This is a genomic window from Streptococcus sp. V919 (assembly GCF_054353475.1).
Map to the genome: position 1 here is coordinate 35,939 of NZ_JBTHHY010000004.1, position 25,710 is coordinate 61,648.

The window sequence follows — 25,710 nt, forward strand, 5'->3', positions numbered from 1 at the left end:
TCATTAACCTACCAACCAACTCTTTAGTTTGTAAGATAGCATCTTGTATACTGAAAAAGAAACAATACTAATCAATTCAACTTGCTTGACAAAAGATTGACTTCATGATTTAATATACCCCATAAGGGTATGTTTGGAGGTGCCTATGTTTCACTTATTTACAAAAATTGACAGTATTTCTACCAGCGAGTTAGAAGCTAAACTCAGAGAACCGATTCAGCTACTGGATGTTCGGACGCCTACGGAATTCCATAGAGGTCATATCAAAAATGCCAAGAATGTCCCTCTATCCGAAATCGGATCTTATACACCAACGACAAAAGAAACACTCTATGTCATTTGTCATTCTGGTGTGCGCAGCAAACTAGCTGCGAAGAAGTTAAAGAAAAAAGGCTACGATGTCATCAATGTCCGAGGCGGTATGAGCGCTTGGACAGGTAAGGTTATCTAGAAGCATAAAGGAGAAAATCAATGAAAATTATCATTGTCGGGGGAGTCGCAGGCGGGATGTCAGCAGCAACCCGTCTCAGACGTCTCATGGAAGACGCCGAAATCACTATTTTTGAGAAAGGTCCCTTTGTTTCCTTTGCAAACTGCGGACTTCCTTACTATGTTTCAGGAGAAATTTCTAAACGGGAAGATTTGTTAGTCCAAACCCCTGAAAGTCTCAAGGCACGGTTTAATCTGGATGTACGACCTTTCCATGAGGTCATCAGCATTTCGCCAGCAGAGCATACTGTGACTGTCCGCCATGATGGACAGGAATTCACAGAAGGCTACGATAAGTTGATTCTCTCTCCAGGAGCTAAGCCATTTGTTCCTGCCATTGATGGCTTGGCAGAAGCTAAGAATGCTTACGCACTCCGAAATGTTCCTGATCTCGATGAAATTATGGCCGCCTTGGACAAGCATCCAAAGGAAGCTGTCGTCATCGGTGCAGGTTTTATCGGGCTTGAAATGGCTGAAAACCTGGCAAAACGTGGATTGCAGGTTACTATCGTGGAGAAAGCACCTCATGTCTTGCCACCATTAGATCAAGAAATGGCAGCCTTTGTCCAAACAGAATTGGTTAAAAACGGCGTTCGCGTTATCACTTCTCAGTCTGCGACTCGATTTGAAGACCAAGGAAAAATCATCGTTCTCGAAAACGGTCAAAAAATCACTTCTGACCTTACCATCCTTTCTGTCGGTGTTGAACCAGAAAATACTCTGGCTAAAGCTGCGGGGATTGAACTGGGACTTCGTGGCGGGATCCTGGTCGATGAACATTACGAAACCAGTCAAAAAGATATTTTTGCAGTTGGGGATGCCATCGTCGTCAAGCAAGAGATTACGGGCCAAGACGCTCTCATCTCACTCGCTTCTCCTGCCAATCGTCAAGGACGCCAAGTGGCGGACGTCATCGCAGGACTTGGTCGTACAAACAAAGGCAGTATCGGCACTGCGATCGTTCGTGCCTTTGATATGACAGCTGCTTCGACTGGTCTCAGCGAGCGTATCCTTACCATGAATCAACTTCCTTACAAGTCACTTCATGTCAGCGGTAAAGACCACGCTGGTTATTATCCTGGCGCTACTGATATGACCTTGAAGCTCCTCTTTGACCCAAACACTGGAAAAATCTATGGTGCCCAAGGAGTTGGGAAGAAAGGTGTTGACAAACGAATCGATATCCTAGCAACTGCTATCAAGGGAAATCTCACCGTCTTTGACTTACCAGAATTGGAGTTCACCTATGCACCGCCATTTGGTTCTGCCAAGGATCCCGTCAATATGCTGGGCTACGCAGCCTTGAACCTTATCGAAGGTCTCAGCGACAACGTTCAATGGTACCAGCTCGAAGACGAACTGGCTAAGGGTAAGAAATTTCTTGATGTACGGACAAGTGGCGAATTCCAAAGTGGTCGACTTAAGGTTGACACCATCCACATCCCCCTAAACGAACTACGGGAACGCTTGGATGAACTAGACAAGAACCAAGCCTACATCGTTAGCTGCCACAGTGGTTTACGCAGCTATATCGCAGAGCGTATCCTCAAGCAAGCAGGATTTACCGTCCAAAACCTTGACGGCGCTTATTCACTATACAAAATGGCGAATCCAGAAGGAGTAAAATATGCTAACTAATATCAGCATGGCTGACTTTTATGAAAAATATCAAAATGAAAATCTAGATCTTATCGATGTCCGTGAAGTACATGAATTCCAAGCAGGACATGCACCAGGTGCCAAAAATCTTCCGTTAAGTACCTTGGAGCAAGGCTACAAAGAACTCAAAACTGACCATGAATACCATGTCATCTGTCAAGGAGGTGTACGTTCTGCCTCTGCCTGTCAATTTCTCAGCGCCCAAGGGCTCAACGTCACAAATGTAGAAGGTGGCATGAACCACTGGCCAGGTGATATTTAATAAATAAAATTCAAAAAGAGCAATTGGTCTAATTTCAAGAAAACCAACTGCTCTTTTAATCATTTGTTCACTATTTAAGAGAAACGTATGTTTTTTATTACTTGCGTTTAATCAAGTATTTAACCGCCTTTTCCAATCTTTCCTTCTGTGCTTGAGGATCCTCTAAAGGGTCGTTAATACAAGATGTTAAATTCTCCGTTATCATCAGTTCAATAATACGATCAACACTGGATCGCACTGCTGTTAATTGAGTAATGATATCGACACAATCACGCTCTTCCTCCATCATCTTTTGAATACCTCGCAATTGACCCTCTGAGCGTTTGAGGCGTGTAATGTATTTTGAATTTGTCATGTCTTTATCCTTAAACGATTTTTCTACATTATATCTCTAATACAGACCTTTGTCAAAAGGAGCACTTATCTTAAAGGTAAAGACTTCTAGTTCCCCACTCTAACTCGCGTAACGATACCGTCTTTGTCAGTCATGCTTAATTCTGAGGATGAAAACCACTGAGTTACCGCTTCGCTACTTTTAGATTGAGCAAATACTTTTAATAATTCCTCTTTGTTCTCAATTTCAGTCACATAGTAGGCTAGGGCTTTGAAGGATTTTTCTTACTTGAGTATAGTTGTGGCTTGTTTTCAGAAAAGGTGGTTTTTATAATTTCATCTTTTCTTTACTTTTTATTTCAAAAATGCTAACTGATAATACGATGAGTAATTCTTCAAAAAATGTAAGAGATTTTTTTAAAGGCAACTCAAAACTATATAATAATCAGTCACAAGCTAAAGAAATTACTTTTTTATGATAGAATACTAGTTGGAGGACTTTATGAAATGAAACGAATTCTAACAAACTTGATAGAGCAACGAATGTATTACTTATCGTGTTTACTCGGAGCCTATCTTCTGATGATTTTGATCGAATTGTTAACTTCAACACCACACGATGTATTTCTCGCCTTAGCTCCCGTGTCAGCTTTAATAATAGGAACTTTTTTTATAGTTGGGTCCGCTTTGATTCTTTTTGCTAAAAAAATTCCTGCATTAAGTATTTCCAAAATCAATACTTTATTATTAAACATTGTATTATTTATTTCTATCTATAAGAGCATGTCCTTTTTCTTATCCCTAGGTTTGCTATTGCTGACATTAGTACTATATATTGGCAGTTTTCTCAGAAAAGAAAAATTTTCATTTCTGTACCTACTAGTTATTTTATTTACAACACCTCGTCTATTGACATTGCTTAATTCAAACTTCCAAGATACTGCACTTGAGTTTCATGCTTTCAATTTGGCAGACACTCGATTTAACATTATTATTTGGCCTGTAATCTTTGCTGGTTTGCTTTCAGGAACCACCCTTCTTTTAATTCACAACTCCCCTCTTAAGCAATACTTAGAGCGCTACAAAAAATTACTAACCTATGGTGTATTTTCTATCGTTACTCTCTATGTTGTCTATCTCTCGATTGTTTTTATCTATAAAATAAAAACCTTTGATGGTTCTACCTTTGATATTGGTCTATTCTCACAGATGTTTCATCGCATGAGCACCGATTTGAGCGCTATCACAACACTAGAGCGCGATCGAGTATTATCGCACTTTGCAGTTCACATCTCACCCATTTTCTATCTGATGTTACCTTTCTACAAGCTTTTCCCTCATGTTGAAACTTTAGAGGTACTACAAATTTGGGTTGTATTCTCTGCAGTTATTCCTTTAAGATTACTCCTATCAAAATTGAATTTATCGAAATTGGCAAACATTTTGACAGTCCTTTGGTTTGTGCTTTTACCAGTATTAACTACTGCAGGAGGTTATCACCTACACGAAAATTGTTTCTTAGTTCCTTTGATTTTTTGGGTATTCTATTTTATAGTGAATGAGAAGAAGTGGGGTATCCTAGTATCGACTATTTTACTACTACTTGTGAAAGAAGATGCTTTTATCTATGTTATTAGCATTGGTATGTATTTCTTATCACAAAAACGTTTCAATCTGACGAGCAAAACCAAACAATGGCTGATCCTAACTGAATTTCTTCTACCACTTCTATACTTCACTCTAGCATTGTTAATCCTGAGCACATTCGGAGAAGGCGGAATGGTCTCACGATTCGATGCATTCTTACTAAAAGATGAAAATGGTATTTTAGCCGTATTTAAAAATTTAGTTCTTCACCCAAGTTTCGCCATCAGCCATTTATTCATGGCTAAAAAACTAGGTTATTTATTCCTGATGTTAGCTCCTATGTGTTTTCTACCACTATTGCAACGCAACTGGTCAACTTATTTTTTAGCTCTACCTTTAGTAGTTATTAATTTATTGCCGGATTGGCCTTATCAATACGACATCGGCTTCCAATATAGTTATGGTAGTGGAGCCTTACTCTTCATAATGGCCTTGCTTGCTTTAGAAGATTTAAAAGAACACAAACTCATGAAAGAAAAAATGGTGATTTCAGTCATTTTTGTGGGTATTATTTTTTCTGGTACTTTTCTTCATCGTCTTACTCATAATTGGTCTTCTAACATTGCCTATTACCAACAAAACAAGGACAAATACGATGCAATTAGATATGGCCTAGAAATTCTACCAGAAGATGCCTCAATCGTTGCAGAAGGAGGCTATACACCTGCACTTAGAAAACATCAGGCCCTATACGATATTTTCTACCACAACCAGCGAAAAGCTGACCCATCAATTGATTATATTGTAATTCCACGAGAACAAAAAGGGAAAAACGATGTCTATGATTCTGTAATTGCCAGTTATGAAACACTAGGATATAAGGAAAGTAAGTACGCAACAAAAGAACTTTTCATTCTCGAAAAACCTGAATAAAAAAAAGAGCAGTTCAAACTACTTTTAAAGCAGATTGAACCGCTCTTTTCTAATCTCCTACCCTGACTCGCGTAACGATACCGTCTTTGTCAGTCACACTAAACTCTGCAGACGAAAGCCACTGAGTGATGGCCTTGCTAGTTGGAGATTGAGCAAACACTTTTAATAATTCCTCTTTGTTCTCAACTTCAACCACATAGTAGGCTAGCCCCACCATTCCATGCTTACGTCGAACTAAGTTTTTGCCACCCCATTCATTGACAGCCAGATGATGGTGATAAGCCCCTGATGCTATCCAACTGGCATGTGGAATCGTGAATTTATCCTCAAGACCAAGAGACTCTTGGTAGAAAGAGCTCGCTTCTAGACTATTTTTAACAGATAGATGAACATGGCCCATACGAGTGCCTTCTGCAATTACAAAATGATCAAGTTCTTTGCCTAGTTCATAGATATCTTGAGCAGAAAGTTCTTCTGTCACGCCAATAATACGGCCATCCTCACGAATATCCCAGACTGTCACAGGCTTATCTCTATAGAGTTCTATGCCATTACCCTCCAGGTCTTCTAGATAGATAGCCTCACTATAGCCATGATCAGCACCACCAATCAAGGGAATCTTTAAGTCTAACAAGTGTTTAAGAATATTAGCCAAATCTTCACGAGTCGGCAAAAGAAGGGCCATATGATAAAGACCATAACTCTGCTTAGGATTGCTGGCATCCTCTATTTGGATCAGTTTTACTAACGGTTTTCCTCCAGCACCTAAAAGAACTTGATTTTCCGATTGATTCAAAATCTCCAACCCAAGCAACTGATGATAAAATGCTGTCTGACTTTCTAAGTCCTTGACATTTAAAGCTACTTCAGCCAAATGAATGCGACTATTATATTCATAAACCATAGAAAACCTCTCTTTGTTGTAACTTCTTTTATTACATCTATTATACTCCCCTCTCAGCCAATGTCAATCCAGATGCTTAAAGATGAAAAAGACAAGAAAAATCCTCCCATGTAGGAAGGATTGTTTCGATTTAATGAGCCAACATTTCTTGGGCGATTTCTTGACCAGATAAATTCTCTGGATAGTAGGTTGGCCAGTTGTCCATCTCGTCAAAGAGGGCTTCCTGGCTAGTTCCTCCAAAGAAAATATGGAAGTGCCCAGTCTTAACTGGTGCGATATTGTGGTCGCTGAATTGAACATACTTAAATTGTCCAGCGTCCGCATCTGTCGCTTCAAAGAGATAACGAACTCCTCGATTCCCTTTCTTATAGGTCAAGATTTTCTTGCCGACATACTTGTATGTATATTTCTTACTTTGGTCACCTTGGATGAATTCCATAGTGTTATCCGTGATATTAATCTTAGATACATCAGTTTGATAGCCTTTTTGATAGTAGGCTTTGTATTCATCCTTGGTCATTTTGCCAGTCAATTTAGCCTTGTAGTCAAAGACTTGGTCTAGAGTACCATTTTCAAGGAAAGGATAAACAGACTGCCAGTTGCCAGCATAATCACTCAAGGTACGATCCTTGACATCTGCATCCTCAAAGTAACCATTTTGAACGGTTTTAGTTTCCTCTGCTTTCTCTGGTTCAATTTCTGCCCCTGCCTGGTCAGTTGTTTGCTTGAGGGCTTTTAGATTTTTCTCCATGACAGAGATATAATTCTCTCCCGACTTCATATCCTCTTCGGTTAAACTTTCAAGAGGATTTAGAACATCTAACTTAACTCCTGTTTCTTTTGAAAGAGTATTGGCTAAAGCTTGAGAGGCATTTTCTTCAAAGTAGATATAAGAAATCTTATTTTTCTTGATGTACTCGGTCAATTCTGCCAAGCGACTTGCTGACGGTTCCGCATCTGGTGACAGACCTGAGATAGAGACTTGATTAAGTCCGTAGTCCAAGGCTAGATAACGAAAGGCAGCGTGCTGAGTCACAAAACTCTTTTGTTTAGCACTAGAAAGACCTTCAGTATAGGATTTATCCAAGGCTTGTAGTTTTTCGATATAGGCTGCTGCATTCTGTTCAAAAGTCGCCTTCTTATCTGGATAGTCAGCTGATAAACTGTCACGGATATGCTCAACAAGCTTAATGGCACGCGCAGGAGACAACCACACGTGAGGATCATACTCGTGATGATGACCTTCTTCGCCATGATCATGGTCTTCCTCTTCTTCACTACCTGGAAGAAGCAACATATCTCCAGTAGCCTTGATTGTTTTTACTTTTTTCTCATCTAGTGAATCTAAAAGCTTTGGAACCCATGTTTCCATGTTCTCATTTTCATAAACAAAGGCATCAGCATCTTGGATTTTAGCGACTGCCTTTGGTGATGGTTCATAATCATGTGGCTCTGTTCCAGCCCCGATTAAGAGTTCGACATTGGCTGTGTCCCCTGCTACTTGCTTGGTAAATTCGTAGACAGGATAGAAAGTTGTGACGATATTTAATTTTCCGTCTGCCTGTTTTTGATTGGAACAAGCGACTAAGAATAGTGTTACAAGACTTGCCAAAAGTAGGCCTAGTTTTTTCATTTTCTTCTCCTATTTGATAAAACGTTTGAGTAAGCTGACTAACAAAAAGACAACTACAAAGATAAGGGTAATACTTGCACTCGGCGGTGTCTCTGCATAATAGGATATATAAAGCCCTGCTACCATACCTAGAAAACCAATAACGCTGGCAAGAATCATCACCGAACTAAAGTTCTTCCCTAGACGTAAAGCGATACTAGCTGGCAAGACCATGATAGTTGATACCAAAAGTGCTCCTGCGGCTGGAATCATGAGTGCAATGGACACACCCGTTACCATGTTAAAGAGAATGGACATAGTACGCACTGGAAGGCCATCTACAAAAGCTGTATCCTCGTCAAAAGTTAAGATGTACATGGGTCTCAAAAAGAGGAAGGTCAAAATTAAAACAACTGCTGCAATGACAAAGAGTCCAATTACCTGTTCTTGACTGATGGTCACAATAGAACCAAACAGATATTGGTCCAAACTCATCGAGCTAGAGCTCTTACCCTTACTCATAACAATGAGTGAAACCGCAAGACCTGTTGACATGAGGATGGCTGTCCCAATCTCCATAAAGCTTTTATAAACCGTACGCAGATATTCAAGGAAAACCGCCGCTATCAAGACGATAGCAATGGTTGAGATGGTCGGAGAAATCCCTAAAACCAAACCAAAGGCAACACCTGAAAGCGAGACGTGACTTAGAGTGTCACTCATGAGACTTTGACGGCGCAAGATTAGGAAGGTCCCAAGAACTGGTGAAAAGAGACTCATGGCAATAACAGCCAAAAAGGCCCGCTGCATAAAATCATAAGACAGTAGATTAAGCATGGTCCACCTCCTGATCACTTTCATGGACATTGAAGCAACGCCATGGGGAATCTTGGTCTCGAACCAGGTGAATATTACGATCTGCGTAGTCCTTGACTTCTTCAGGATCGTGAGTAATCATCAGAACAGCCTTGCCATGGTGGTGGGCACTATGGTGCATGAGTTCATAAAATTCATTCTTGGTTCCCGTATCCATCCCTGTCGTTGGCTCATCCAAGATAAAGATATCTGGATCTGAAGCAAACATACGTGCAATGACAGCTCTTTGCTTTTGCCCACCGGAGAGAGAACCAATACGTTTATCCCGATGCTCCCACATGCCGACAGAGTTTAAACTCGCCTTGATATGTTCCTCATCATGGGCATTCAAACGACGGAACCAACCCTTTCTTGGATAGCGACCTGATTTGACAAATTCATAAACAGTACTTGGAAAGCCTGCATTAAAACTTGCAATCTGTTGAGGAAGATAGGCAATTCTTAGTTTTTTTCCGTGAATATTTGTTTTTGAGATGGTTACTTTCCCAATTCTCGGTTGTAAAATTCCAAGACTAGCCTTGATTAGCGTTGTCTTCGCTGCTCCATTTTCTCCAGTTAGGGTGACAAACTCCCCACTATCAACACTGTAATTGATATGTTCAAGCACAGGTTCCTTGTCATAATAGAAGGACAAATCCTCTACTGTGATGTATCTCATTACTTGATTTCTCCTACTAAAGCAGTTAAAAACCGCTGGATAATTTCTTGTTCATCTGGCGCGAACTGAGTCGCAACCTGCTCATAGGTCGAGAGGGTATGTTCATGATGGTGATGGTGCTCTTCAGCAATTGGTCGAGCCAAGTCTGTCAATTTATAAAAAATAACTCGAGCATCCTTGGGATCCTTAGAAGTTTCAAGCATACCCTCTTTAATCAAAGATTTGATAGCCTTGGTAACAGCTGCTTGACTGACATTCAGACGACGTGCCAACTCAGAATTGGTTAACGATTCCTCTGACAAGAGCATGAGAATATGCTCCTGGGTATTTGTCAAAGCAACTTCACTCGTGCAATGACCAATCAAAATTTCGTGCTGATTTTCAGCTTTTAAAATAATCTCATTTAAAAATTGATCAATATCCTTCGCCAATTGTCTCATGATTTGCTCCTTTCTCAGAACAGAATTACTTTAAAATACAAGATTTTTACTTCGTTTCTTTACCAGTTAAGTATATCACATCCCAGTTAAAAGTCAAGAAAAAAGATGAAAAGATCTGATATGTTTTCATTTCCTCTACAGACTTTTTACTTCCTTCATTCAAAAGGAAACTTCACTACTACACTAACCTTTACCCAAAATTCATTGATTACAAAAAGCCCAAACCAAGGTTCAGACTCTTTTGCTATTTATTGAAAATCTTTGATATTCCCATCGTAATCAGCCCAATCTTGGCTGAAAAATCGATTATTCATTTGGTAATTAGGTGCTGTTGTTGGATTGCTCAAAAAAGGATTTACAACCTTATCAAACGCCAACCAACCTAACCAACCGATATGAATCGTATCCTTGACAAAGTATGGTTCATCACCATCTTTTGAAAAGTCAGCGATGTTGGTGAACCCTTGACTTTCCAATTGGTATCGAATTTTTTCGACAGTGTGTTGATACATTTCTTCACTCAAGCCTGTATAATCCATCCATTTTTTATTGACAGGTTGAAAAACAAAAATCACATTGACCTTAGACTTGGCAAATTGATCGAGTACTAACTGTAGATCATTGTACTCAGGCGATTTTAGAAAGTTAAAATTCTTTTGAGAGCCTTCCCACTTTTTGAAATCCTTCTTTAGCTGATTATTGTAAAAATGATTATCTACTCCCAAATCATTATTGGTCGTATTTTCTTCCCCCTCTTTTCGAGCGATAGCTTCCAATTCTTCATAAGAAAATTGATCTGGGAGATTGCCCAAATATTTTTCAACGTGATCTTTGTAACTTAATCGCCCTCGAATGGAGAATTGCCCAAAAAGAGCAGATTGTTTTTCGTTGAATTCTGCAGAAGCTGTAATTATTGAATGATCGAAGTCTGACAACTGTTCATTCTTAGCCAACTTTTCAACAATCCCTTTCAGAGAGATTCCTGGATTTTGTTTCAAAAGTCTGTTGGCAGCAAACTGAGAGGCAGCATCTCCAGATTGATTTTCCAAAAAAGCAGTTAGTTGATCATTATTAAAGTAAGTTTGGAAAATAGTCGGGTCATGATCCTCTTTTGTAAACCATTGTGGAGAGATTACAAATACCGCTTGTTTATTCTCAAGTTCAGATGTGATTTGTTGCATCCCAAAATACTGGCTAAGAGACGCTGCTCCTGCCTGCCCCAGAAAGTAAGGGCGATAAGAACGATTATACTTTTCAGCTAGTACCGCCGGGTGCATATTATCAAAGCGATTCCACTCACTGGACCCAAAGAAAGGGATAAACCGCATATCAGGGTCTGTAAGAGCTCGCACTTTTTGACTTCTCTCCTTAAAGCTTTCTGCACTTATTGAGGCTGCAGAGTATTTTTCCTCCATAAGATTGTGACTTTTGCTACCAGGATAAAAAAGGATAAGTAGAAGAAGCAATAAAGCAGCAACAAGGAGTGGCCCAAAAATTAACCACAGACGTTTAAGCATTCTTTAACTCCGTAATCCCTGCTACGATTTTATTGGCTGTATTCCAGTCGTCACGACCAAATTCTGTAACCGGGACACGAATATCAAAGCGATTTTCGATTTCCACGATCAATTCAACTGTTCCCATACTATCCAAGACACCTGCATCAAAAAGATCTTCATCCATCATGTCAGAAACATCTTCCATGAACAATTCATCGATAATTTCAATAACTTCTGATTTGATATCCATTTTTTTAATTCCTTCTATTTTTTAAACCATAAATCATTCAAAAATCCAGAAAAGATTAAGAATGAAACCATTACGACATGGAAGGTTAGCACCATGCCAAGTAACTGAGCCCAACGATTCTCAAGCAAGGGAGGTTGCCCTGCTTTCTTACGTTCCTTATTGAGCGTTTTTTTCTTCCGAATCCAGGCATCATTCATCACTAAGCCTACCCCATGAAAGAGTCCGTAAGCGATATAAAACCATGTTATCCCATGCCAGAATCCCATAAGGAGCATGTTCAAGATATAAGCGACACTTGAAGTCATATTTCGATTCTTAAACAATTTCTTTCTCGTCATCAACAGAACCATGCGCATAAAGACAAAGTCACGGAACCAGAAAGATAAACTCATGTGCCAACGATTCCAAAACTCTTTCAAATCTCTCGACAAGAAAGGTTTGTTGAAATTGATCGGACTACGAATTCCCATCAGATTTGAAATTGCTAAAGCAAACAGAGAATAGCCCGCAAAATCAAAGAAAAGATCCAAACCAAATGTATACATGACTGCCACTACATAATAGTTAAAGAATCCACCTGCCTGTAGAGCTAGATTTTTTAGGGGCGTTAACATAATTTCGCCTAAAATATGAGCCAAGATAAATTTATACAGAAACCCCAACATGATATATCGAACTGACTCAGCTAGCATGTCCATCAACTCATCACGTTCTGGAATCGTCTGATAATTTTCATTAAAACGCTTGAATCGATCAATGGGACCACTTGAAAATGTCGGCATGAAGAGGAGAAAACGTAAATACTCCCACAACTTTAATTCCTTAATGACTCCATCTCTGAGTTCAATAATGATTCCCACCGAACGAAAAGTCAAATAGGAAATACCAATAAATCCTAATAAAGACTGTGTGCCGTTAATAGCCGGTTGCACTTTCACAAAAATGATGGGAAGTAACGATAATAGACTCACCAAGTAGAAAATCCATTTGCCATCTCGGACTTTTCGATACTGCTTGTACAAAAGTACCAGTAATATTTGCCATATCAGATAAATACCTAAGGCAGCTATCTGATTAGTCTTGCCCCCCGTCAACATAGTGACGATAAAGAACAAACTAACCAATATTTCATACCAGGCAAAACGTTTTTTGAAAAAAAGTCCGATAAAGATTGGCAAGGTAGCCGTAATTACGTACAAAAAGTACTGTGGATTCCCATAAGGCTCAATATGAGGTAGCTGTTTTAGGAAATCCATCATCTATTGTTTACCTCGCTAATCAAGCCTTTGATGTCAATCTTCCCATTTGGAGTTAGTGGCAAATCTTGTCTATAAAGGAACTTAGACGGCATCATGTAAGACATCATGATATCTTCCAAGTCTTCTTTGATGGCTTTCGTGATATCAATTTCGCGCTCAAATTGTTCTTTGACGCCCTCTTTTAAGATGACATAGGCCAAGAGATTTTGGACCTTGTGATCTTTATTATAACGCGGTACTGCGACAGCCGATTCGATATACTTCGATTTGTTCAAGTTTTGAGAGACATCCTCTAGCTCGATACGATAACCATTAAACTTGATTTGGAAGTCCATCCGTCCACCATAGAGTAGGAGGCCTTCATCCGTCATGGTTCCGACATCTCCTGTATGGTAGGCTGGAAGACCTTCAAATTCGAAGAAGGCTTCTGCTGTTTTCTCTGGATTATTCATATAACCCTTTGAAACAGCTGGTCCAGACACGATGATTTCCCCTTGCTCTCCGTTTGGCAATTTATTGCCTTCCTCATCAATGATGAAGGTTGGAGAATCTTCTTTGGTATAGCCAATTGGCAAGCGTTTAAGAGTCGCTAACATCTCATCTGTAATAGCGACTGCCGACAAAGCAACAGTTGCTTCCGTTGGTCCATAAGCATTGATGATGCGTGCATTTGGGAAACGCTCGCGCAATTTCTGAGCGGTTTTAACGGTCAACTCTTCCCCATCAAAGTAGAAATGGGTGATGCCTGGCATCTTTTCAGCATTGAAATCATTAGACAACATGGCCATATCAGCAAAAGATGGTGTTGAAGTCCAGATAGCAATCGGAAGAGAAAAGATCGTCGCAAAGAGTTGTTTGAAGTCTTGAGTGATGGCTGATGGAAGAGCAAAAAGGGTTCCACCAAGAGCCAAGGTCGGTGCCCAGTACATGACAGACAAGTCAAAGGAATAAGGTGGTTGCGCCAACATTTGCGGACGCTCTGGCGTTGCAAATTCCTTGTCCGTAATCATCCAGTTGGTAAAGCTGAGCAAGTTGTCGTGCGAAATTTGCACCCCTTTTGGTTTCCCAGTTGTCCCTGAGGTAAAGATGATGTAGTAGTTATCATCCCCTTTGACCGGATGTTGCAAGTCATAGGCATGCTGAGTCGCATAAGCTTCACGCACTTGCTCCAAGGACATGATTGGAGCAGCCGGGTTTTCCAATGGAAATTCATTGATGGCAATAATCAAGCTAGGCTCTGCTACTTCAAGAATAGCAGACACGCGCTCCAAGGCAGAATGGCTATCAATTGGGATATAGGCATGACCAGATTTTGTCAAGGCCACAAAAGTTGCTAACATTTCATATTCTTGTCCACCAAAGACCACAACAGGAGATTTTTCAGGTAATCCTAGCTGATCAATGACTGCAGCCAAGCTATCAGAATCGGCTTTCAAATCACCATAGGTATGTTCCTCACCAAGAACATTATATACCGGAAAATTGGGCTGAGTTTGAGCGAAATGCTCAATTCTTTCAATCATATCTCTAATCGGCTTATTAGACACGACGCTCTCTCCTTAAACTAAAATTCATTGTAAATAAAGCTTCCCTGACTTTGCCCTAAATAACTAAAGAAATAAAGTAAACCCAGCAAAACAATAAAATACAGGACAGTTTGCCCTAAAAAAACATAGTATGATTTCTTTTTATTCATGATTGATTTCTTTTCTGTAAATTTTCATCAATTTTTGCAAAAATACAATTACTATTTTATCTCGTTCCCATTTTACCACTTTATTCCCTTTGTTTTCAACTGTTTACCATTTTTTAGAAGTTGATTTTAGCTTATTTTAAGACAAGGCAAAATCTTGATAAAAACATCCTTTGAAAATCTAAATCTTATAACATCCTAATACCAGCAAATTATAAATCAAACAATTTGAAAGACTAGCAAACACACGGCTCCCCCTTTGGGCATTTTTATGCTAAAATAGTAGCTATGGATAAAATTATTAAAACAATATCAGAAAGTGGATCTTTTCGTGCTTATGTACTAGACAGCACTGAAACCGTCCGCACTGCTCAAGAAAAACATCATACACAAGCTAGCTCCACGGTCGCACTTGGCCGTACCCTCATTGCCAGTCAAATTCTCGCCGCCAACGAAAAGGGAAATACCAAAATTACTGTCAAAGTCCTCGGAACTAGCTCACTCGGAGCCATCATCACCGTTGCAGATACTAAGGGGAATGTCAAAGGCTATGTACAAAATCCTGGCGTTGACATCAAAAAAACTGCTACTGGTGAAGTTCTAGTCGGACCTTTTGTCGGCAATGGCCAATTCCTAGTGATCACAGACTACGGTACTGGAAATCCATACAATTCCATGACCCCTCTTATTTCTGGAGAAATCGGTGAAGACCTAGCTTTCTACTTGGCAGAAAGCCAACAAACCCCTTCAGCTGTAGGGCTTAATGTCCTTTTAGACGAAGACGATAAGGTTAAGGTTGCAGGCGGCTTCTTGCTACAAGTATTGCCAAATGCCAAGGAAGAAGAAATTGCTCGCTTCGAAAAACGCATCCAAGAAATGCCAGCTATTTCTACACTTCTTGAAAGTGAGGATCACATCGAAGCTCTTCTAAAAGCTATCTACGGAGATGAATCCTACAAACTTCTGTCCGAAGAAGAAATTCGTTTCCAATGCGACTGCAGTAAAGAACGCTTTATGAACGCTCTAGCTAGCCTGCCAAGCTCTGACCTACAAGAAATGAAGGATGAAGATCACGGAGCTGAAATTATCTGCCAATTCTGCCAAACAACTTATAACTTTGACGAGAACGACCTGGAGGAACTCATCCGTGACAAATCTTAATACACCTTTTATGATTGGCAATGTTGAGATTCCCAATCGTACCGTTTTAGCACCCATGGCGGGGGTAACTAACTCTGCCTTTCGTACCATTGCAAAAGAGCTCGGAGCTGGCCTTGTGGTCATGGAAATGGTCTCTGACAAGGGTATCCAATACAACAACGAAAAAACTCTTCATATGCTTCATATTGATGAAGGAGAGAACCCAGTTTCTATCCAGCTCTTTGGTAGTGACGAAGATAGCCTCGCACGCGCAGCAGAATTTATCCAAGAAAATACCAAGACCGATATCGTCGATATCAACATGGGCTGCCCAGTGAATAAAATCGTGAAAAACGAGGCTGGTGCTATGTGGCTTAAGGACCCAGACAAGATCTATTCTATCATTAACAAGGTTCAATCAGTCCTTGATATCCCTCTCACTGTCAAAATGCGTACAGGCTGGTCTGACCCATCCCTAGCAGTAGAAAATGCCCTTGCCGCTGAAGCTGCAGGTGTTTCTGCCCTTGCTATGCACGGTCGTACACGCGAGCAAATGTATACTGGCCATGCGGACCTCGAAACTCTTCACAAGGTTGCACAAGCTCTGACTAAGATTCCATTTATCGCTAATGGTGACATCCGCACTGTCCAAGATGCCAAACAACGCATTGAAGAAGTCGGTGCTGATGCTGTCATGATTGGTCGAGCTGCTATGGGTAATCCTTATCTCTTCAATCAAATCAATCATTACTTCGAAACGGGAGAAATCCTTCCTGATTTGACCTTCGAAGATAAAATGAAAATCGCTTATGAACACTTGAAACGCTTGATTGATCTCAAGGGAGAAAAGGTTGCTGTCCGTGAATTCCGTGGTCTAGCTCCTCACTATCTCCGTGGTACATCCGGAGCTGCTAAACTTCGTGGCGCTATTTCACAAGCAAGCACACTGGCAGAGATTGAAACTCTCTTACAGTTAGAGAAAGCATAATCTTTTGTCTACATCACAAAAAAGGCAAAGCTCAAAATGAGCCTTGCCTTTTTATATATTCTCATCTTGCAAATCTAGTTGCTTCACTCTAGCTATATAGTAGGACATAATCAAAAACAAATTGAAGCTGACAATCCAAATCGACCATTCATGGAGAAAATGCATCGATACAGCTAAACTAATTGCCCCCAAAACGAAACTACCGACAACGATTCCATAGTTCAAGGCTTGACGGCGATATTCTTGGATATTTCCTTCTCCCCTAGTTAAGCGATACAAAGCGGTCAACATCTTTCGGTAATTTCCAGAGGTCATAAAAATGACATAGGGATGATCTTCAATCAAACTACCCGTAAATGTTAGCATCATCATTCCTGTTCCAAAAGCAATAAAAGGAACTTCAAGTAAAGGAAATCGTGAAAAGAAAGGTAGAATAAGGGTTCCGATAAATAAGGGAAGTAGCATCTTAACTCGCCAATAGGCTGTTTTACGATATTCTTTCACGTGTAAGGCAAACAGAAACCCTATGGAAAAGAAAATAATAGAACAGAATCGCAACATGGTATTGATGACATGTGAGTCATGCCAATCCGATATCAGAAGAAGAATGTTCCCTGTCTGTGTAGCCACCAAACTATGGTACTGGATGTGACAGAACACATCCAAAGAACCACCGATAAAGCCAAGAAACACTCCCATGAGTCGTGTATTTTGAGGTAAAATTAATTTATCCGCCATTGATTTATCACTCATTCCCTTTTGATTCATTTATTATACCACTTCTATTAGAGAAATTAAGTGAAAAACAGTTGAACTACTCTTTTATAAATCTAAGTCTAGACAAGATTTGAGGCGAGGCGGCTTTCTATGGTTGAATCAAAACAACACTAGATACCGTACCATCTGCACCTGTTGTAATTTGGATGACTTTTCCACCACCTACTTCAGCATTGTATTTCCCATCATCAAGAGTATAAGAATAGCTTTGGATAGAATAGTTTTCTTTCTTACCATCAGCAGATTCTACTGTAAACTTGCCACCTGATGAAACAGTGATAGTTTCACCATTAGCGCCCTTCCAATTTCCAGCTGCAGCCGAAAAATCTTTGTCCACCATAGTCAAGACTCCTTTATAACGTTTGTTATGTTCTGCTTGCTTGTCTTGAAGTTTGCGATCAGTTGTTGGATCATAAGTTGACTGATTCGATTTTGCTTGTGTTCCTTCTTGATTTGATGGGGTTTGAGAAGTCGTCTGCTTAGCAGAAGATTTTTGATTCTGCTTTGTTTCTGGCGCTGTTGTTGCTTGCGATTGATTAGCAGTAGACCTTGACTGATCAGAGGATGACGACTTAGTGTTTTCTGATGTAGTTGATGACTTCTGAGTCTTGTTATCTTTACTTGAAGAACTTGCCTTAGAACTAGAAGATGCTTGTGTTGTCTTACTAGAACTATCACTCGCAGTGTTCTCTTTCTTATTACCACAAGCTCCTAATAACAAGGTTGAAGCCAATACGGCAACTGCTAGTAAACGAATGGATTGTTTTGTTTTCATAATATTCCCCTCCTGTAATCCTTTTGAAACGTTGTGTAATATTTCTGTAATATTATTGTAATATTTGTACTGGTTTTTGTCAACTATTTATATAAGTTTTTTAGCAAATTTATTGATACTTTTTGTTTGCTTTCACCTCTCCTATCTCTACTATTCGTAAAGAATTCAAAAAAGAAGATTCTTTCTACTGAAATGCTATATTTTAATAGTGTAATCGCTTGCATTTTTTTTCTTGAAGGGATATAATAAAATTGAAATAGGATATTGGAGGTGTAGCCCTATGTCAAACAAATATTACAAATATCTTCCTTGGATGATTATTGGTGCTTTCTCTTCTTATGGGGTTGCTACTCATTACGCTCAGACAACATTTGATTTGTTCTACTTAAACACTATTTTCATGATTGTTTATGTGGCTCTAATGTACTTACACGAACATTATTTAAAATATAAATACAAAGATCTCTTCATTCGAACCATGAGTAATTCTAATAAAGATAAACATCCTTAAACAAAAAGAGGTCGGGATAAAATCCCGACCTCACTTTTTTATTTTAATCGATAAATAGTGATGACTTCCTTCTGAGGAATCCGTTTAAAACCAACTTCCTCTAAGCTGTCTCCATATTTCTCTAAGAAACTCTCACTCGTATCTGATTTCCCTGGGCATAGAGTCTCAATGAGGGCTAAACCATCACTCGCTGTGAACTCATCCTCTAGTAGATAAAGGAAATGAGGGTCATAGTCGATAGCTTTTTGAATTTTCTGGATGGATGTTTGAATAATGGATAAGTGGTCAAATGCAAAGTCCTTCTCTTTCAGTTCTTTGCCATCCAAATAACACTTACCTGTGTGAAAATCAACATCTACAAGAAGGACTTCTTTTGCATCATCTCCTGCCTGGACCAAGTCAAGCGCTCGGTTCGGTAGGTAAACCAAGTGGGCAATGGTAACTGTCCACCCTCTGGGATCACGGCCAGGTGTAGATACCGTTACTAGTTGTTCAATCTTTTCTAGTGGAAGATCAAGATTGATTTCTTCTTTTACCTCACGTTGACAAGCATGGGCAGCATCTTCCCCCTTATCCATAAATCCGCCAACTAGCGCTAAACAATTTTGGAAAGGATGTGCCTTCCGACGAATCAGAAAGAGTTTCATTTTTCCTTCTACAAAGCAGTAAGCTACCATATCCACAGTCACGCTTGGTTTTTCATACTGAGGGAGTTCTTGCTGGTGATACCACTCAAGAAACTCCTCCTGGCTTGCATGAACTTCAAAATACTCTTTTTCTGTCATCCCGGTTGGAATAGTTTGATTCATCATCTTCTACTTCCTTTCTGCATTGATGGCAATGAAGGGTTTCTCTCTACTGTAACTGGAGTATCCTAGTTCTTGTTTTTATACAATGTCAAATTTCAATTGACCAGCTTTGACGCCAATCTTAAGTGTCTTACCTTCTTTCAGTTCACCTGTAAGAAGGAGTTCTGCTAGTTTGTCTTCTACTTCTGTTTGCAGAGTTCTGCGCAGTGGCCGAGCTCCCATCTCTGGATCATACCCTTTCTGAGCTAAAAGCTTCAGGGCAGATGCTTGGAGTTTCAAGTCAATTCCTTTTTCTGCTAGGCTTGCAATCAGTGGTTTGACCATAATCTTAACCACTTCCTGCATATCTTGACTTGACAAGCTATGGAAGACCACTTTTTCATCAATACGGTTGATGAACTCTGGACGATAAGTTTTTTTCAACTCTTCAAACATTCGTTTTTCCATATTTTCCTGATCAAAACGAATATCCTTAGCTCCAAAACCGACTGTCTTGTCATCACGAAGAGCTGTCGCACCAAGGTTCGACGTCATGATAATGATGGTATTTGAAAAATCAACCTTACGGCCTTTACTGTCCGTCAAGACACCATCATCCAAGACCTGCAAGAGAACATTAAAGATATCTGGGTGCGCCTTTTCTACTTCGTCAAAGAGAAGTACTGAGTACGGTTTATTACGAACCTTCTCGGTCAACTCTCCGCCCTCTTCGTAGCCTACATAACCTGGAGGAGCTCCGTTGAGACGGCTGGCTGCAAATTTCTCCATGTATTCACTCATGTCAAAGCGGATAAGGGCTGACTCGTCATCAAAGAGAACTTCTGCCAAGGCCTTGGCCAATTCAGTCTTACCAACACCTGTTGGTCCTAGGAACATAAAGGATCCAATTGGACGTTTGTTATTGCGAATACCTGATTGATTTCGGCGGATGGCACGACTGATACTAGATACAGCTTGTTCCTGTCCAATAACACGTTTATGCAATTCAGCTTCAAGGTTGAGATACTTCTTGGCATCCGTTTGTGTCAATTTTTGAACTGGAATACCTGACAAGCGACTTAAGGTTGTCAAAATATCAGATTCTTTTACGACATCTTTGTAAACAGGTGCTTCCTGCTCTTTTGAAATGAGTTGCGCTGCTTGCTTCCATTTGCCATCCATCAAGGCCTTATCAGCTGGAGATAGACCTGACTCGTCTGCTTTCACATGCTTCGATTTGTTTTGGACTGTCGCTGCTGCTTCATCCAAAAGGTCAATCGCTGAGTCTGGCAAGTGACGGCTTGTCAAATAGCGATGCGCCATTTTAACAGCTGTTTCGACAGCATCGTCTGTAATTTGGACATGGTGGTGCTTCTCATAAGTTGCTTTTAATCCTTGTAAGATTGCCATACTGTCCGCCACGCTCGGCTCTTCAATCATCACTTTTGCAAAGCGACGAGAAAGGGCTGCGTCTTTTTCGATGTGTTTTTGATACTCTTCCTGAGTAGTCGCTCCGACAGTTCTCAGAGTTCCACGTGCCAAGGCAGGTTTCAGGATATTTGCCGCATCCAAGGTCGAATCAATCCCACTTCCTGAACCCATAATGGTATGAAGCTCATCAATAAAGAGGATGACCTTGCCATCTTCCTCGATATCTTTGATGATATTGTTCATACGTTCTTCAAAATCCCCACGGAAGCGAGTTCCTGCAACCACATTCATCAAGTCAAGCTCTAGAACACGCATCTTAGCCATTTCAGCTGGTACATCTCCATTAGCAATTCGCTGCGCAAGCCCAAGTGCTAAAGCTGTTTTACCAACGCCCGCATCTCCAACTAAAACTGGATTGTTTTTGGTTTTACGGCTCAAGATTTGAATCATACGAGAGATTTCTTGATCACGTCCGATAACTGGCTCCAATTTGCCTGAACGAGCTTGCTCTGTAAGATCATGAGTGTAATCTTCCAAACCACCACTTGGAGTTTGAGGCATGCCCATCATATTGGCCATAGAATTTTGCTTGTCTGCTACTGAGCGATGGCGCTGACGCAGAGCTTTCAAATCTTCCTTTGTCCAACCAGCACGCGCTTCAAGGCTACGACGAAGTCCAGCAATCTTGACTTGGTCTTTCTGGTCTTCATAAGAAAAGCCAGCTTTTTCCAAAATGCGAGTAGCTAAAGCATTACCGTCATGCAAGATTGCGTAGAGAAGGTGCTCAGTCCCCAATGCTTTTGCATGTACAACGGAGGCAACATGTTCCGCCTCCAACATCAAGACGTTTAAACGATAAGAAAAAGGGAGTTCCTGATAATCTTCCTTGTGGCTATAGTTGGCCTCTGTTAATTCAACAGCGACCTCCTCTAAACGATCAATCTCATACGGGAATTCGTTCAAAGTTGCTCCAGCAACACTGTAGCTATGATTAGCCATAGCAATCAGTAGGTGCCAAGACTCCAGGTAGTCTGCGCCAAAGCGACTCGCCACTAGAAAGGCACTGTCTATACATTCTCTCAATGCTTTTGAATATTTCATGTAATTTTATTTTCCTTTTCTATCTACTTCATGCAATATCTGACGAAGCATATTCGCACGAATATAATCAGCTTCCTCGCCCAAAACACGATCTGAGGCCGTTGCAACTAACAGATTCATCTCCTGACGAGTCAAGAGTTCTTGTTCAAGTAAAAGTTTTAAAACATCTTCAAAGATGACTTGGCTGACTTCTTCACCTACTGAATACAATAAATCGCGGAGCATTTCATGGTGGTTGGAGAATTCAATTCGGCCAATCCGAATATAGCCTCCACCTCCTCGCTTACTCTCAACTAGATACCCTCTACTCTCTGTAAAACGAGTTTTAATCACATAGTTAATCTGGCTAGGTACGACTTGAAAGGTATCCGCTAGCTGGCTACGTTGCAATTCGACGATACCAGATTGTTCTAAAATCGCCTTGATATAGGCTTCAATATGATCCGATGTATTTTTAAATTTCATAGCTTGCTACCTCCTTCTCAAACTTTGACTATCTTTGACTATACTATCATTTACGACTCCATAAGTCAAATTTTTAGAGCTCAAGCCTTGAAAATACTGACTTTTAAAATTGCTCCCGATAGCAAACGATGCCTTATTCCATTTTCTATTCTACACTTATGTTATAATAAAAAAGTTACAGCTCGCTTTCAAATCCTTTGAAAGTATGTTATTTATCATCAAATCTAAGAAATATTTCGTAAAGTCTAGAAAATAAAACTTCGGTATCATTAATGGTATACCGAAGTTTTTTGTAGTTTAGGTTGTTTTTCGTTCACTAGCTATAGTTCATATCTATCATCGAGAGAAAAAATCTCTCCAGTAAGGATTTTCTCTATCAAAAATTCTAACTTCTTCTTCAGTCATATTGTGAGGATAATCACGAAAAAGGTTATAAATTTTTTTCTGGTCAAAGCTGAATAATATTTCTCCTCTAACATCTATCTTATCAATCCACCAAACTTTTGACTCTTCACTATCTTTGTAAAAATCACTGTACCCTTCAAGATTAGACTCCGAAAAAATGGGTTCATCTATTTCATCGAATGGGTCTTGTTTGCTGTAGTCATTTAGTTTATTATTTAACATTATTTAATCACTTTTTGTTATCTCTTAAAATTACCACCAGGTAAATGATTTCTCGCTTGGTAATTCTCCTCTATCCCACATCTGCTTCACTGCTCCACGAGCCTTGTTTGCATAATAGGGTGCCCCAAGTTCTTTATCATAATTTGACTCGATAGCAACTGTAACTTCACCAGTGCGCTCATCAATCTCAATCAAACCTGGGTCACGATTTTCCGGAATATACCAATATCCTAAAATACTAGAATTGAAAATTTTAATTAGTTTCAACATTGCTTTTTCCTACATACTATATTTTCCAAAGAAGTTCAAGTCATTTAGTACCACACAACTTGCCCTGATTCTTTCAAGCTACCGTCTTCATTTTTTAGATTTATAATACATTTTGACACATTGAACGGATTGATTGCTATAGTTTCTATGCAAAACGCTATGATTGACTATCCGATAGCGTAAATACTGCCACTTTATTCATCAATTCATCCTCTGTGTAGTCAATTGCAAATGTATTCATTTCAAAAAAAGATTTTGGTGGAGTTGAATTTATCATAGGGAGACTATTTATCCTATACTCTTTGTCTCCAATTTTTACAAATTGATTAACTCTTAATTCAGAAAAATCTGGATCTTCAACTGTAATAGAGACCAAACGATTTGCAATTCTGTAAACATCAATGATTCTATTTCTCATATAATTACCTACTACACAAATACTTGATTTAAAGTAAGCACCTCGGCCATTAACATTAAATTCAAGATCTGTATCTAAATATTTTTTAATTTCTTCTTTTTTCATCACAACACCATACATCAATTATATCACTTTTTATCTATCAGAATTCCCATTTATAGACAAAAAAGAGCTGGCAAAGAATAATCTTCACTAGCTCCCTTCATTTCTAACTATTTAAACCCAATTCTGCTAAAATTTGCCGTTTATAGGCAATTTTTTGAACTTCCTTTTCTTCAGTTTCAGACCAATCAAGTTTGATTTCAGCAACAATCTGTCCCGGTCGATTTTTCAAGATATAGATACGGTCGCTAAGGTTAAGGGCTTCCTCTATACTATGGGTGATGATTAAAGTCGTCAGGTCTAGCTGTTTATGAATCTCAAGATACCAGGCATGAAGTTCCATCTTAGTCATCTCATCCAAGGCGCTAAAGGCCTCGTCTAGAAGAAAGAGCTTATGCCCAAAAAGATAGGTACGAAGCAAAGCAACACGCTGGCGCATCCCACCACTGAGTTCATGAGGGTACTTATCCCTTACAGCCGTCAACTGAAAGGTAGCAAGGATTTCGTCTGCACGGGCAATGGCTTCCGCCTTATCCACCTTTTGAATTAAGAGGGGCAAGATGATATTTCCTAGCACCGTCTTGTGTTCCAAAAGCAGATCCTTTTGTAACATATAGCTCACGCGCCCCTTGGGATTTTCCTCTCCATCAAGAATGATTCGTCCAGACTGGACTTCTAAAATGCCTGCAATCAGGTTAAAGAGAGTGGTCTTCCCTACACCACTGGGGCCTAGGATAGAGACAACTTCACCTGAAGTCACTTCTAGGTTGATATCCTCTAAAATCTTTTCATTGTCGTAGGCATAGCTTACGTGTTCTAGTCTAATTTCTGTCATTATTTTACAAATTCGTTGGTAAATCCTTTATCTGTCAAGTCTTCCTTGAGGATTCCATTTTCCTTATCCCATTTGTAGAAGGCATTCCAGCGGTCCGCATCAAATTGTCCCCATTTGTCCTTGTCGCTTGCGTATTCTTTTGACAAGTATTTTTGAGATTCAATGACAAAGTCACGTTTATCCTTTAACTCAGGGGCATTCTTGATCAAGATATCAGCTGCTTCTTCTGGGTGCTCCATGGCATATTGGTAGCCTTTTTTGATGGCTTGGATAACTTTGCGAGCTTCTTCTTTGTTGTCTTTCAGATAATCGTTGTTAGCGATGATAACTGGTGAGTAGTAGTCAAACTCTTTTACATAGTCTTTCAAATACATAAAGTTGGCATCCACACCTTGCGATTTAGCAAGGATTCCATCCCAACCATAGTAAATCCAGGCAGCATCAAAAACGCCATTGGCAATCGGTGTGATTGAGTTTGAGTCGTTGTTTGGTACTTTTTCTACCTTCTCAAAGTCTCCACCCTGAGATTCTACCAAGGTTTTCAACATAGCAAGTTCCGTTGGGTCATTCCAGGTTCCGTATTTCTTCCCGACCAAGTCTTTAGGACTATTGATATTATCAGACTTACGAGAGATAATCACTGATGTGTTGTGTTCTACAATCGCTGCAACGGCAGTAATACCTGCCCCCTTTTCTAATTTCTTAGCCATGTAGTCTTGGAAGTAGATAGCAAACGGTGCCTTACCGTTGATAACTAAATCAGATGAGCTTTCTTCTGGTGGCAATTTCAAGTCCACGTCCACTCCAGCTTCCTTGAAATAACCTTTTTCTTTAGCTACATAAAGCCCTGTATGGTTGGTATTTGGTGTCCAGTCTAGGATAAAGTCAATCTTCTTAAGTTCTGCTTCTTTGTTATCCTTAGAAGCAGTTCCTTGTCCACAGGCCACAAGCACGACAGCCAAAAGTGCTGTTAAAATCGTTAAAAACACTTTCCATGTTTTCTTCATTTTTATTTCCTCTTTTCTTTT

General features: G+C 39.8%; 28 protein-coding genes. 7 read left to right on the forward strand and 21 right to left on the reverse strand.

What is annotated here, in order from left to right:
* Positions 1-145 precede the first annotated feature (145 nt).
* From ACXYSK_RS08635 to ACXYSK_RS08645, 3 genes are read left to right on the forward strand one after another with little or no spacing between them, the layout of a single operon-like run.
* Complete coding sequence (locus ACXYSK_RS08635; RefSeq protein ID WP_458625710.1) at positions 146-451, forward strand: rhodanese-like domain-containing protein; 306 nt, start codon at positions 146-148, stop codon at positions 449-451.
* 20 nt (positions 452-471) lie between these two features.
* The gene (locus ACXYSK_RS08640; RefSeq protein WP_458625711.1) at positions 472-2,127 is read left to right on the forward strand and encodes an FAD-dependent oxidoreductase; all 1,656 of its coding nucleotides are present in this window, start codon (positions 472-474) and stop codon (positions 2,125-2,127) included.
* Entirely contained in the window at positions 2,117-2,410 is a 294-nt protein-coding gene (locus tag ACXYSK_RS08645) for a rhodanese-like domain-containing protein (RefSeq protein ID WP_006151008.1), read from the forward strand. Before ACXYSK_RS08640 ends, ACXYSK_RS08645 begins: the two co-directional genes overlap by 11 nt.
* A 97-nt stretch (positions 2,411-2,507) precedes the next feature.
* Here ACXYSK_RS08645 and ACXYSK_RS08650 read toward each other — a convergent pair whose 3' ends face one another.
* Positions 2,508-2,765 (reverse strand): metal-sensitive transcriptional regulator, encoded by a 258-nt coding sequence (locus tag ACXYSK_RS08650; protein WP_006150993.1) that lies wholly within the window; start codon positions 2,763-2,765, stop codon positions 2,508-2,510.
* Between the two features lie 485 nt (positions 2,766-3,250).
* On the opposite strand from ACXYSK_RS08650, the gene ACXYSK_RS08655 reads away from it, so the two are divergent.
* Positions 3,251-5,263 carry a DUF2079 domain-containing protein gene (locus ACXYSK_RS08655; protein ID WP_458625712.1) on the forward strand — a complete coding sequence of 671 codons (2,013 nt, stop codon included), beginning with the start codon at positions 3,251-3,253 and terminating at the stop codon, positions 5,261-5,263.
* Positions 5,264-5,312: 49 nt separating this feature from the next.
* Here the strand turns inward: ACXYSK_RS08655 and ACXYSK_RS08660 are convergent, their stop codons facing one another.
* The 10 genes from ACXYSK_RS08660 to ACXYSK_RS08705 form a co-directional block, all read right to left on the reverse strand.
* The gene (locus tag ACXYSK_RS08660) at positions 5,313-6,167 is read right to left on the reverse strand and encodes a VOC family protein (RefSeq protein ID WP_458625713.1); all 855 of its coding nucleotides are present in this window, start codon (positions 6,165-6,167) and stop codon (positions 5,313-5,315) included.
* Between the two features lie 130 nt (positions 6,168-6,297).
* Entirely contained in the window at positions 6,298-7,800 is a 1,503-nt protein-coding gene (locus ACXYSK_RS08665; RefSeq protein WP_458625714.1) for a zinc ABC transporter substrate-binding protein AdcA, read from the reverse strand.
* A 9-nt stretch (positions 7,801-7,809) separates the two neighbouring features.
* Positions 7,810-8,616: a metal ABC transporter permease gene (locus ACXYSK_RS08670; RefSeq protein WP_006150990.1), complete on the reverse strand. Its 807-nt coding sequence runs from the start codon at positions 8,614-8,616 to the stop codon at positions 7,810-7,812.
* On the reverse strand, positions 8,609-9,313 hold the full coding sequence (locus ACXYSK_RS08675) for a metal ABC transporter ATP-binding protein (RefSeq protein WP_303941918.1): 705 nt from the start codon (positions 9,311-9,313) through the stop codon (positions 8,609-8,611). Before ACXYSK_RS08675 ends, ACXYSK_RS08670 begins: the two co-directional genes overlap by 8 nt.
* Positions 9,313-9,753 (reverse strand): zinc-dependent transcriptional regulator AdcR, encoded by a 441-nt coding sequence (gene adcR / locus ACXYSK_RS08680; RefSeq protein WP_458625715.1) that lies wholly within the window; start codon positions 9,751-9,753, stop codon positions 9,313-9,315. The genes ACXYSK_RS08675 and adcR overlap by 1 nt, the downstream gene beginning before the upstream one ends.
* Before the next feature lie 248 nt (positions 9,754-10,001).
* Positions 10,002-11,270 carry a D-alanyl-lipoteichoic acid biosynthesis protein DltD gene (gene dltD / locus ACXYSK_RS08685; RefSeq protein WP_458625716.1) on the reverse strand — a complete coding sequence of 423 codons (1,269 nt, stop codon included), beginning with the start codon at positions 11,268-11,270 and terminating at the stop codon, positions 10,002-10,004.
* Positions 11,263-11,502 (reverse strand): D-alanine--poly(phosphoribitol) ligase subunit DltC, encoded by a 240-nt coding sequence (dltC, locus tag ACXYSK_RS08690; protein ID WP_000351968.1) that lies wholly within the window; start codon positions 11,500-11,502, stop codon positions 11,263-11,265. Before dltC ends, dltD begins: the two co-directional genes overlap by 8 nt.
* A 14-nt stretch (positions 11,503-11,516) precedes the next feature.
* Positions 11,517-12,761: a D-alanyl-lipoteichoic acid biosynthesis protein DltB gene (gene dltB, locus ACXYSK_RS08695; RefSeq protein WP_458625717.1), complete on the reverse strand. Its 1,245-nt coding sequence runs from the start codon at positions 12,759-12,761 to the stop codon at positions 11,517-11,519.
* Complete coding sequence (dltA, locus tag ACXYSK_RS08700; protein WP_458625718.1) at positions 12,758-14,308, reverse strand: D-alanine--poly(phosphoribitol) ligase subunit DltA; 1,551 nt, start codon at positions 14,306-14,308, stop codon at positions 12,758-12,760. The genes dltB and dltA overlap by 4 nt, the downstream gene beginning before the upstream one ends.
* 17 nt (positions 14,309-14,325) lie before the next feature.
* Positions 14,326-14,457, reverse strand: a complete 132-nt coding sequence (locus ACXYSK_RS08705; protein WP_006150987.1) for a teichoic acid D-Ala incorporation-associated protein DltX — start codon at positions 14,455-14,457, stop codon at positions 14,326-14,328.
* 285 nt (positions 14,458-14,742) lie between these two features.
* On the opposite strand from ACXYSK_RS08705, the gene hslO reads away from it, so the two are divergent.
* Entirely contained in the window at positions 14,743-15,615 is an 873-nt protein-coding gene (gene hslO, locus ACXYSK_RS08710; protein ID WP_458625719.1) for an Hsp33 family molecular chaperone HslO, read from the forward strand.
* Entirely contained in the window at positions 15,602-16,582 is a 981-nt protein-coding gene (gene dusB, locus ACXYSK_RS08715; RefSeq protein ID WP_373114035.1) for a tRNA dihydrouridine synthase DusB, read from the forward strand. Before hslO ends, dusB begins: the two co-directional genes overlap by 14 nt.
* A 51-nt stretch (positions 16,583-16,633) precedes the next feature.
* On the opposite strand, the gene ACXYSK_RS08720 is transcribed toward dusB, so the two are convergent.
* Together ACXYSK_RS08720 and ACXYSK_RS08725 are read right to left on the reverse strand one after the other, a co-directional pair.
* On the reverse strand, positions 16,634-17,320 hold the full coding sequence (locus tag ACXYSK_RS08720) for a DUF1275 family protein (protein WP_458625738.1): 687 nt from the start codon (positions 17,318-17,320) through the stop codon (positions 16,634-16,636).
* A gap of 127 nt (positions 17,321-17,447) precedes the next feature.
* Complete coding sequence (locus ACXYSK_RS08725) at positions 17,448-18,134, reverse strand: hypothetical protein (protein ID WP_458625720.1); 687 nt, start codon at positions 18,132-18,134, stop codon at positions 17,448-17,450.
* Positions 18,135-18,414: 280 nt separating this feature from the next.
* Between ACXYSK_RS08725 and ACXYSK_RS08730 the strand changes: the two genes are divergently transcribed.
* Complete coding sequence (locus ACXYSK_RS08730) at positions 18,415-18,645, forward strand: hypothetical protein (protein ID WP_458625721.1); 231 nt, start codon at positions 18,415-18,417, stop codon at positions 18,643-18,645.
* Between the two features lie 38 nt (positions 18,646-18,683).
* Here the strand turns inward: ACXYSK_RS08730 and ACXYSK_RS08735 are convergent, their stop codons facing one another.
* The 8 genes from ACXYSK_RS08735 to ACXYSK_RS08770 form a co-directional block, all read right to left on the reverse strand.
* Positions 18,684-19,457 carry an NUDIX domain-containing protein gene (locus ACXYSK_RS08735; protein WP_458625722.1) on the reverse strand — a complete coding sequence of 258 codons (774 nt, stop codon included), beginning with the start codon at positions 19,455-19,457 and terminating at the stop codon, positions 18,684-18,686.
* A gap of 75 nt (positions 19,458-19,532) precedes the next feature.
* Complete coding sequence (locus ACXYSK_RS08740; RefSeq protein WP_458625723.1) at positions 19,533-21,965, reverse strand: ATP-dependent Clp protease ATP-binding subunit; 2,433 nt, start codon at positions 21,963-21,965, stop codon at positions 19,533-19,535.
* Positions 21,966-21,971: 6 nt separating this feature from the next.
* Entirely contained in the window at positions 21,972-22,430 is a 459-nt protein-coding gene (locus ACXYSK_RS08745; RefSeq protein WP_414259938.1) for a CtsR family transcriptional regulator, read from the reverse strand.
* 336 nt (positions 22,431-22,766) lie between these two features.
* Complete coding sequence (locus tag ACXYSK_RS08750) at positions 22,767-23,057, reverse strand: DUF7675 family protein (RefSeq protein WP_458625724.1); 291 nt, start codon at positions 23,055-23,057, stop codon at positions 22,767-22,769.
* A gap of 30 nt (positions 23,058-23,087) precedes the next feature.
* Positions 23,088-23,327: a hypothetical protein gene (locus tag ACXYSK_RS08755; protein ID WP_458625725.1), complete on the reverse strand. Its 240-nt coding sequence runs from the start codon at positions 23,325-23,327 to the stop codon at positions 23,088-23,090.
* A gap of 157 nt (positions 23,328-23,484) precedes the next feature.
* The gene (locus ACXYSK_RS08760; protein ID WP_458625726.1) at positions 23,485-23,850 is read right to left on the reverse strand and encodes a hypothetical protein; all 366 of its coding nucleotides are present in this window, start codon (positions 23,848-23,850) and stop codon (positions 23,485-23,487) included.
* 103 nt (positions 23,851-23,953) lie between these two features.
* Positions 23,954-24,682, reverse strand: coding sequence for an ABC transporter ATP-binding protein (locus ACXYSK_RS08765; protein ID WP_458625727.1), 729 nt, complete (start codon positions 24,680-24,682; stop codon positions 23,954-23,956).
* Positions 24,682-25,689, reverse strand: coding sequence for an ABC transporter substrate-binding protein (locus ACXYSK_RS08770; protein WP_458625728.1), 1,008 nt, complete (start codon positions 25,687-25,689; stop codon positions 24,682-24,684). The genes ACXYSK_RS08765 and ACXYSK_RS08770 overlap by 1 nt, the downstream gene beginning before the upstream one ends.
* Positions 25,690-25,710 lie beyond the last annotated feature (21 nt).

Coding starts and splice junctions, on each gene's coding strand:
- ACXYSK_RS08635 (WP_458625710.1), top strand. CDS start 146: ATGTTTCACTTATTTACAAAAATTGACAGTATTTCTACCAGCGAGTTA.
- ACXYSK_RS08640 (WP_458625711.1), top strand. CDS start 472: ATGAAAATTATCATTGTCGGGGGAGTCGCAGGCGGGATGTCAGCAGCA.
- ACXYSK_RS08645 (WP_006151008.1), top strand. CDS start 2,117: ATGCTAACTAATATCAGCATGGCTGACTTTTATGAAAAATATCAAAAT.
- ACXYSK_RS08650 (WP_006150993.1), bottom strand. CDS start 2,765: ATGACAAATTCAAAATACATTACACGCCTCAAACGCTCAGAGGGTCAA.
- ACXYSK_RS08655 (WP_458625712.1), top strand. CDS start 3,251: ATGAAACGAATTCTAACAAACTTGATAGAGCAACGAATGTATTACTTA.
- ACXYSK_RS08660 (WP_458625713.1), bottom strand. CDS start 6,167: ATGGTTTATGAATATAATAGTCGCATTCATTTGGCTGAAGTAGCTTTA.
- ACXYSK_RS08665 (WP_458625714.1), bottom strand. CDS start 7,800: ATGAAAAAACTAGGCCTACTTTTGGCAAGTCTTGTAACACTATTCTTA.
- ACXYSK_RS08670 (WP_006150990.1), bottom strand. CDS start 8,616: ATGCTTAATCTACTGTCTTATGATTTTATGCAGCGGGCCTTTTTGGCT.
- ACXYSK_RS08675 (WP_303941918.1), bottom strand. CDS start 9,313: ATGAGATACATCACAGTAGAGGATTTGTCCTTCTATTATGACAAGGAA.
- adcR (WP_458625715.1), bottom strand. CDS start 9,753: ATGAGACAATTGGCGAAGGATATTGATCAATTTTTAAATGAGATTATT.
- dltD (WP_458625716.1), bottom strand. CDS start 11,270: ATGCTTAAACGTCTGTGGTTAATTTTTGGGCCACTCCTTGTTGCTGCT.
- dltC (WP_000351968.1), bottom strand. CDS start 11,502: ATGGATATCAAATCAGAAGTTATTGAAATTATCGATGAATTGTTCATG.
- dltB (WP_458625717.1), bottom strand. CDS start 12,761: ATGATGGATTTCCTAAAACAGCTACCTCATATTGAGCCTTATGGGAAT.
- ACXYSK_RS08705 (WP_006150987.1), bottom strand. CDS start 14,457: ATGAATAAAAAGAAATCATACTATGTTTTTTTAGGGCAAACTGTCCTG.
- hslO (WP_458625719.1), top strand. CDS start 14,743: ATGGATAAAATTATTAAAACAATATCAGAAAGTGGATCTTTTCGTGCT.
- ACXYSK_RS08720 (WP_458625738.1), bottom strand. CDS start 17,320: ATGGCGGATAAATTAATTTTACCTCAAAATACACGACTCATGGGAGTG.
- ACXYSK_RS08725 (WP_458625720.1), bottom strand. CDS start 18,134: ATGAAAACAAAACAATCCATTCGTTTACTAGCAGTTGCCGTATTGGCT.
- ACXYSK_RS08730 (WP_458625721.1), top strand. CDS start 18,415: ATGTCAAACAAATATTACAAATATCTTCCTTGGATGATTATTGGTGCT.
- ACXYSK_RS08735 (WP_458625722.1), bottom strand. CDS start 19,457: ATGATGAATCAAACTATTCCAACCGGGATGACAGAAAAAGAGTATTTT.
- ACXYSK_RS08740 (WP_458625723.1), bottom strand. CDS start 21,965: ATGAAATATTCAAAAGCATTGAGAGAATGTATAGACAGTGCCTTTCTA.
- ACXYSK_RS08745 (WP_414259938.1), bottom strand. CDS start 22,430: ATGAAATTTAAAAATACATCGGATCATATTGAAGCCTATATCAAGGCG.
- ACXYSK_RS08750 (WP_458625724.1), bottom strand. CDS start 23,057: ATGTTAAATAATAAACTAAATGACTACAGCAAACAAGACCCATTCGAT.
- ACXYSK_RS08755 (WP_458625725.1), bottom strand. CDS start 23,327: ATGTTGAAACTAATTAAAATTTTCAATTCTAGTATTTTAGGATATTGG.
- ACXYSK_RS08760 (WP_458625726.1), bottom strand. CDS start 23,850: ATGAAAAAAGAAGAAATTAAAAAATATTTAGATACAGATCTTGAATTT.
- ACXYSK_RS08765 (WP_458625727.1), bottom strand. CDS start 24,682: ATGACAGAAATTAGACTAGAACACGTAAGCTATGCCTACGACAATGAA.
- ACXYSK_RS08770 (WP_458625728.1), bottom strand. CDS start 25,689: ATGAAGAAAACATGGAAAGTGTTTTTAACGATTTTAACAGCACTTTTG.